The organism is Orenia sp. (assembly GCF_055140805.1).
On the sequence record NZ_JBSQYM010000018.1, the window covers coordinates 20951 to 27313 of the forward strand.

Sequence of the window (6363 nt, forward strand, 5' to 3'; positions counted from 1 at the left end):
TTAGTCATCAGCTTTCTTCAATAGAAAACACAACAAACTCTCCCTTAAAGACACTTTCTCCGTTAATCTTAGTTTCTACCTTTACATAAAATCTATTCCCTTTTATCTTCTCTACCTTAGCCTTTGCAACTATTCTCTCTCCAACATAGACTGGACGATTATATCTAACTTCTGCCGAACCTGTCAGAGCAACATCAGCATCAATAATTGCTACAGCTAAAGAATTAGCTTGAGCAAAAATATGATGTCCTCGAACTATCTTGCTCTTTTCTAATACCAGCTCTTCAGTACTCTCTAAGATAGAGATACCACTATCATTAAGTTGAATATCAATTAACTCTCCAATAATCTCTTCACTCTGTACTGATTTAACTTTAGAGCTTGCCTGTCTAGCAACAGACTTAATTCTTTCTCTTACTTCAGGTATGCCCAATTCTAATCTATCTAAACGTATAGTTTGAATACTAACATTAAATATTTCTGCTAATTCTCGGTCAATCAAAAAAGGGTCTTCATCCAATCGTTCTTTTAAACTTTCTTGGCGTTCAGCTTTAGTCAATCTTCTCATAGTTTTTACCACCTATTAAAAGCTCGTTTTAAGACCTACTACTAATTCATTTCTATAGTTATTATATATAAATTTTTCTGCCATTGCAAGATTTTATTCAAACCATCTTTATATTTTTTAGCAAAATCTATATTTTGTATCAAAAGATTAATGGATCTACTAGATATAGTACTTTGATCTATCCATGGTCAACCATGCCTGTTATAAGATTTTAATATGGCGTTATAGAAAGATATTACGACACTTTGTGTCAAGTGTGAGTTATGAGTGTGAGTGTGTGTGAAGTGCCTTTCTATTGAATTTCACTCACACTCACACACCAACTTACACTTATAAAAAGTGTCGCTATATATCCATTAAGCCCGATTCTAAATAACTTAAAATTAACCTCTGTTTGATTAACAGTTATGAACCTTTTATGTAAATATAATATCCATAATATTTTGATTATATAAAAAATATTACAATTTATTAACTGTATATAAAAACAAAAAGAGTAAAGCAGAAAGATTCTACTTTACTCTTATCTATGATAATTATTTCACTTTTCTTCCATTGTAGTATCCACAATCAGGACATACACGGTGAGATAATTTCGGCTCATGGCATTGTGGACATTCCACAATGTTTGGAGCATTCAACTTCCAGTGCGTTCTTCTTTTTCTCTTACGAGTTTTTGAGGTTCTTCGCTTAGGTACTGCCACTACAAACACCCCCTTACATTACTGCATCCTATGTTATATACAAATCTTTTGACATTCCATGGAGTAAAACCACATGGATTCCTCCTTTTTAGAAAGAAACCTATTCAACTTAACATTAGATTTAAAGCAAAAATTAGGTCTTAAAGTTTCTATAGAGGCCTAAAATCCCGTATGCCCTACGGTATTATTATTAAAAATAGCACTTACATCCTGAACCTACAATCCTATTAAACTTCTCTTGGCAAAGCCTGCAAGACTATCAGGTTTTACGTGCTAAATTCTATAACTTGCTAATCACTTATCTTTCTTTAATAACTTCTGCAATTTAGCCAGTCTGGGATCAACTTTATGCATAAAACAGTCACAATCTTCTTGATTTAAATTCTTACCACAGCTTGGACATAACCCTTGACACTCTTCATCACAGATAGCTTGCATAGGAAAAGCTAATCTTAGTTCTTTTAGCATATCTTCTCCCACATTAATTTCATCATCTACTACTTCTTCTTTAGATACTTCAAAATTAAAGTCAAAATCTAAGGTCATAGAAAAATCCTCTAAACATCGACTACAAGGCAAAATAGACCTTAATTCTACATGACCCATAATTATATATTCATTACTAGAATTAATTACAGTCACATCAAGTTTAGCTGGATTTTCAAAAGATACTTCCCTGCCCTGTAAAAACATATCTTCTAAAAAAATATCAAACTCTTGCTTTAAATTAGTCCCTAGATTTTCCTTAATACTTTCAACATTTACTTTTATATTCATCTAATCACCTCTAGGACAACATTACTTATTATAATATAGGTCTCGCCTTATTGTCAAGAATTTTCGTTTTAATTAGCTACTAATTCCTTTGTATCACGAGCAATAACTAATTCTTCATTAGTCGGTACAACAAAGATTTTAACCCTAGAATTATCAGCACTGATTTCTGTTGTCTTACCTCTAACATCATTCTTATCAACATCTAAATCAATTCCTAAATAATCTAAATCAGCACAGATATCTTCTCTTAGTCCAATAGCATTCTCTCCAATTCCAGCTGTGAAGACCATCGCATCAACACCATTCATTGCTGCTGCATAAGAACCAATATACTTCTTAATTCTATAAACGAACATACCATAAGCTAATTTAGCTTTATTTTTTCCATTTTCAGCACCTTCTATTATATCCCTCATATCACTACTAATACCTGAAATTCCTAATAACCCACTCTCTTTATTCATCAAATGATCCATCTCTTGTGGAGATAATCCTTCTTTCTCCATTACAAAAGGTACAATAGCAGGATCAATATCCCCACAACGAGTTCCCATTACTAAACCTTCTAATGGAGTAAGACCCATACTTGTATCATATGACTTACCATTCTTAACTGCAGTTACGCTTGCCCCATTACCTAAGTGGCAAGTGATAATCTTTAAATCTTTAACATCTTTACCCATCTCTTTTGCTACTTGATTTGCTACAAATTTATGGGAAGTACCATGTGCTCCATAACGTCTAATAGAGTGCTTTTCATATAGTTCATATGGTAAAGCATACATATAAACCTCTTCTGGCATACTTTGATGGAAAGCAGAATCAAAAGTAACTACTTGAGTTGCATGAGGCATTAGCTTCTCACAAACTTCTACTCCCATCAAATTAGCTGGATTATGTAAAGGTGCTAATGAAGCCCATCTATCAATCTCTTTTTTAACTTCATCAGTAACGATTACTGATTTATCAAAAGAATCTCCACCTTGTACTACTCTATGACCTACTGCTTCAATCTCATCTACACTAGAGATAACCCCTTTATCTTTATCAGTCAAAGAATTAACTACCAACTCCATACCTACTTCATGGTTAGGAATATCTTGTACTAGCTCAAATTCAACTCCACTACTATCCTCTTGCTCTAAACGAGAACCTTCAATTCCAATTCTTTCAACTAACCCTTTAGCTAAAACACTCTCACTTTCCATATTGATTAATTGATATTTAATTGATGAACTCCCACTATTAATTACTAAAATTTTCATGTTTATCTCCTCCTCAATTCTGTTGAGCTATCACTTATTATATAGTTATCCAACTTTAGAATAAAATTTAACTATGACGTTATATAGAGATAATACGACACTTTTGTGTCGAGTGTGAGCTATAAGTGTGAGTGTGTGTAAAATCTCTTTTTATTGGGGTTTACTCACACTTAACTCACACACCCACTCACGCTAATTTTAAAAGTATCGTAATATCCCATTAAGTTTCATTTTAAATTAACACACCTATATTCTAATAATATGTAGACCTTAAAAGCAAATAACTAAACTTAACAGTTCTGTGCTTGTACTGCAGTAATCGCTACTACATTTACGATATCTTGAACATTACATCCACGGGATAAATCATTAACTGGCTTCGCTATACCTTGTAAAACTGGTCCAATAGCCTCTGCATGTGCTAATCTCTGAACTAATTTATAGCAGATATTCCCTGCTTCTAAATCTGGGAAAATTAATACATTAGCAGTTCCTGCAAGCTCACTATCAGGATACTTCTTTTGAGCAACTACTGGTACAATTGCTGCATCTGACTGCATCTCTCCATCTATCTTTAACTCTGGTTGAGCTTCTTGAGCTATTTTAGTAGCTTCTTGTACTTTATCTACAAATTCATGTTTAGCACTACCATTTGTAGAGAAGGATAGCATTGCTACTCTTGGATCAATACCTGCTAAATCTTTAGCTGTCTTTGCAGAAGAGATAGCTATCTCAGCCAATTGATTTGCATTTGGATCTGGATTTACCGCACAATCTCCAAATACCATCAATCCATCTGTACCAAAGTCTTTATCTTGTACTATCATAATAAAAGCCCCTGAAATAACCGAAATCCCTTCAGCAGTACCAACAATTTTAATAGCTGCTCGCAATACATTTCCAGTGGAGTTAGCCGCACCTGCTACCTTTCCATCAGCATCTCCTTTTTTAACCATCATCGCTCCATAATATAAAGGATCTTTAATCTGCTCTTGTGCTTGCTCTAAACTAATCCCTTTATGCTTTCTTAATTCATAATAAGTCTGAGCATAGTCACTTAACTTATCTGACTCTAAAGGATTAATAATTTCAACACCTGTTAAATCTACACCATGCTCCAAAGCTACATCTTTGATATCTTGCTGGTCACCTAACAAGACAACATCAGCAATCTCCTTTTCTAAGATAATAGGAACAGCCTTGACCATTCTTGGTTCCGTTCCTTCTGGAAGAACAATCTTCTTTCTATTACTTTTTGCCTTATCATGAATCTTTCCTATAAAACTCATATCTAATTCCCCCTTATATAAAAAATAATATTGTTAGTTACTCTTATACACCTCTATAATTACTATGTCAAGCACATAAATTCCTTGTTTTTTAATAAAATATTTATAAGTTTAAATAATGGCAAAAATCAATTTAATCATAATCTTGCTAATTATCTGATAATTATCTAATATAAATTAAAATTCTATCTTTATTTTCTTATAAAAGGATTAAATTTATACAATAAATTGATATTTCACTATAATCTATCTATAATAGATAGTAAGCTATAAATAGAAGGAGGCAAACCACATGAAAGTTCTTGGAATCATTACTGAATATAATCCTTTTCATCATGGACATAGATTACATATAGAAACATCCTTAGAAAAGAGTCAAGCTGATGCTTGTATCTGTATTATGAGTGGAGCATTCTTGCAGAGGGGAGAACCTGCTATAGTCAATCAATGGGCCCGTACAGAGATGGCATTGAAGTCTGGAGTAGATTTGGTAATTCAACTCCCTGTCTCCTACTCTGTTAGAAGTGCTGAATATTTTGCATTTGGAGCAATTAAATTACTTGAAGAGAGCAAAATTGTAGACTCCCTCTGCTTTGGTAGTGAATTAGGAGAGATTACACCTTTAGAGCAGATAGCAAAAATTATAGCAGGTGAACCTGAAGAAATAAGTAGAGAGATTAAAGCTAGACTTTCAAAAGGTGATTCATATCCCCTAGCTAGAAGTCAAGCCTTAGTAGGTTATATCGAAGCTAATCAAAAGATTTTTCAATCTTCTATTGAAAAATATATTCAAATACTAAATAACCCTAATAATATTCTAGGAATTGAATATATTAAAGCACTAATCCAACTAAAGAGTTCTATCATCCCTTTAACAATCAAAAGAGAAGGCAGTGGATATCACTCCCAAGATATCAAAACTCTAGCAAGCGCCTCGGCAATCAGAAGTAATTTACAGAAAAATCAAATTCAGAATAAAGAATTAATTGATAAAAGGTTGAAAAAAGCACTCCCAACAGAGAGTTGTAAAATATTAAACAGAGAATTTCAACAAGGAAAAGGCCCAATTTTTTATGAAGACTTCTCTAATTCGCTCTTGACTCTCTTAAGAAGAGTAGGTCGCCGTGATTTGAAAAATTTCGAGGATATTATAGGAGGATTAGAGAATAGAATTAAAGATGCTAGTATAGAAGCAGAGTCTTTGATTAAATTGATAAGTTTAATCAATACAAAGTGCTTCACCCAAACTAGAATCCAAAGAATCTTAACCCAAATCCTATTAAATTTAGATCAAATAACTTTAAAAAAGTTTGATAATAGTGGAGGACCTCAATATCTAAGAGTATTAGGCTTTAATCACAAAGGCAGAAAATTGTTAAAACTAATAAAAGAGAAATCTACTCTACCTCTTATTACAAAAGTAGCAAATCATTACAGAAGCAATCAAGAAGCAACTAGCCTTTTACAACAGATGTTAAGCATAGATATTAAAGCAAACAATATCTATGCTTTAGCTTATCCTAATAAATATTTTAGAAGAGGGAATATAGATTTTCGTAAACAACCTATAATAATAAAATAATATAGGTTCGTGAATCTAGAATAAAATTTAACCATGAAGCTATATAGAGATAGTGGGACACTTTGTGTCGAGTCTGAGCTATGAGTGTGAGTGTGTGTAAAACTTCTTTTTATTGGGGTTTACTCACACTCACACACCCACTCACGCTAATTTTAAAAGTATCGCAATATCCCCATTA

At 32.8% G+C, this 6363-nt stretch carries 6 protein-coding genes; 1 reads left to right on the plus strand and 5 read right to left on the minus strand.

Annotated elements, in window-relative coordinates:
• Window positions 1–7: 7 nt before the first annotated feature.
• The 5 genes from fapR to pta all read right to left on the minus strand — a co-directional run bounded on the left by fapR (window position 8) and on the right by pta (window position 4603).
• Window positions 8–568 carry a transcription factor FapR gene (fapR, locus tag ACTCDL_RS03520; protein WP_463174070.1) on the minus strand — a complete coding sequence of 187 codons (561 nt, stop codon included), beginning with the start codon at window positions 566–568 and terminating at the stop codon, window positions 8–10.
• A gap of 536 nt (window positions 569–1104) precedes the next feature.
• Window positions 1105–1272: a 50S ribosomal protein L32 gene (gene rpmF, locus ACTCDL_RS03525; RefSeq protein ID WP_097018420.1), complete on the minus strand. Its 168-nt coding sequence runs from the start codon at window positions 1270–1272 to the stop codon at window positions 1105–1107.
• Window positions 1273–1566: 294 nt separating this feature from the next.
• Window positions 1567–2049 (minus strand): YceD family protein, encoded by a 483-nt coding sequence (locus ACTCDL_RS03530; protein ID WP_463174071.1) that lies wholly within the window; start codon window positions 2047–2049, stop codon window positions 1567–1569.
• Window positions 2050–2117: 68 nt separating this feature from the next.
• On the minus strand, window positions 2118–3314 hold the full coding sequence (locus ACTCDL_RS03535; protein WP_463174072.1) for an acetate/propionate family kinase: 1197 nt from the start codon (window positions 3312–3314) through the stop codon (window positions 2118–2120).
• A 290-nt stretch (window positions 3315–3604) separates the two neighbouring features.
• Window positions 3605–4603: a phosphate acetyltransferase gene (gene pta, locus ACTCDL_RS03540; protein WP_463174074.1), complete on the minus strand. Its 999-nt coding sequence runs from the start codon at window positions 4601–4603 to the stop codon at window positions 3605–3607.
• A 292-nt stretch (window positions 4604–4895) separates the two neighbouring features.
• Here pta and ACTCDL_RS03545 point away from each other — a divergent pair, with 292 nt between their 5' ends.
• Window positions 4896–6185, plus strand: a complete 1290-nt coding sequence (locus ACTCDL_RS03545) for a nucleotidyltransferase (RefSeq protein ID WP_463174076.1) — start codon at window positions 4896–4898, stop codon at window positions 6183–6185.
• The last annotated feature ends 178 nt before the right edge of the window (window positions 6186–6363 follow it).

What these genes read in the sequence shown, in the direction of transcription:
- ACTCDL_RS03545 (WP_463174076.1), top strand. Translation starts at nt 4,896, where the DNA reads ATGAAAGTTCTTGGAATCATTACTGAATATAATCCTTTTCATCATGGA.
- fapR (WP_463174070.1), bottom strand. Translation starts at nt 568, where the DNA reads ATGAGAAGATTGACTAAAGCTGAACGCCAAGAAAGTTTAAAAGAACGA.
- ACTCDL_RS03530 (WP_463174071.1), bottom strand. Translation starts at nt 2,049, where the DNA reads ATGAATATAAAAGTAAATGTTGAAAGTATTAAGGAAAATCTAGGGACT.
- pta (WP_463174074.1), bottom strand. Translation starts at nt 4,603, where the DNA reads ATGAGTTTTATAGGAAAGATTCATGATAAGGCAAAAAGTAATAGAAAG.
- ACTCDL_RS03535 (WP_463174072.1), bottom strand. Translation starts at nt 3,314, where the DNA reads ATGAAAATTTTAGTAATTAATAGTGGGAGTTCATCAATTAAATATCAA.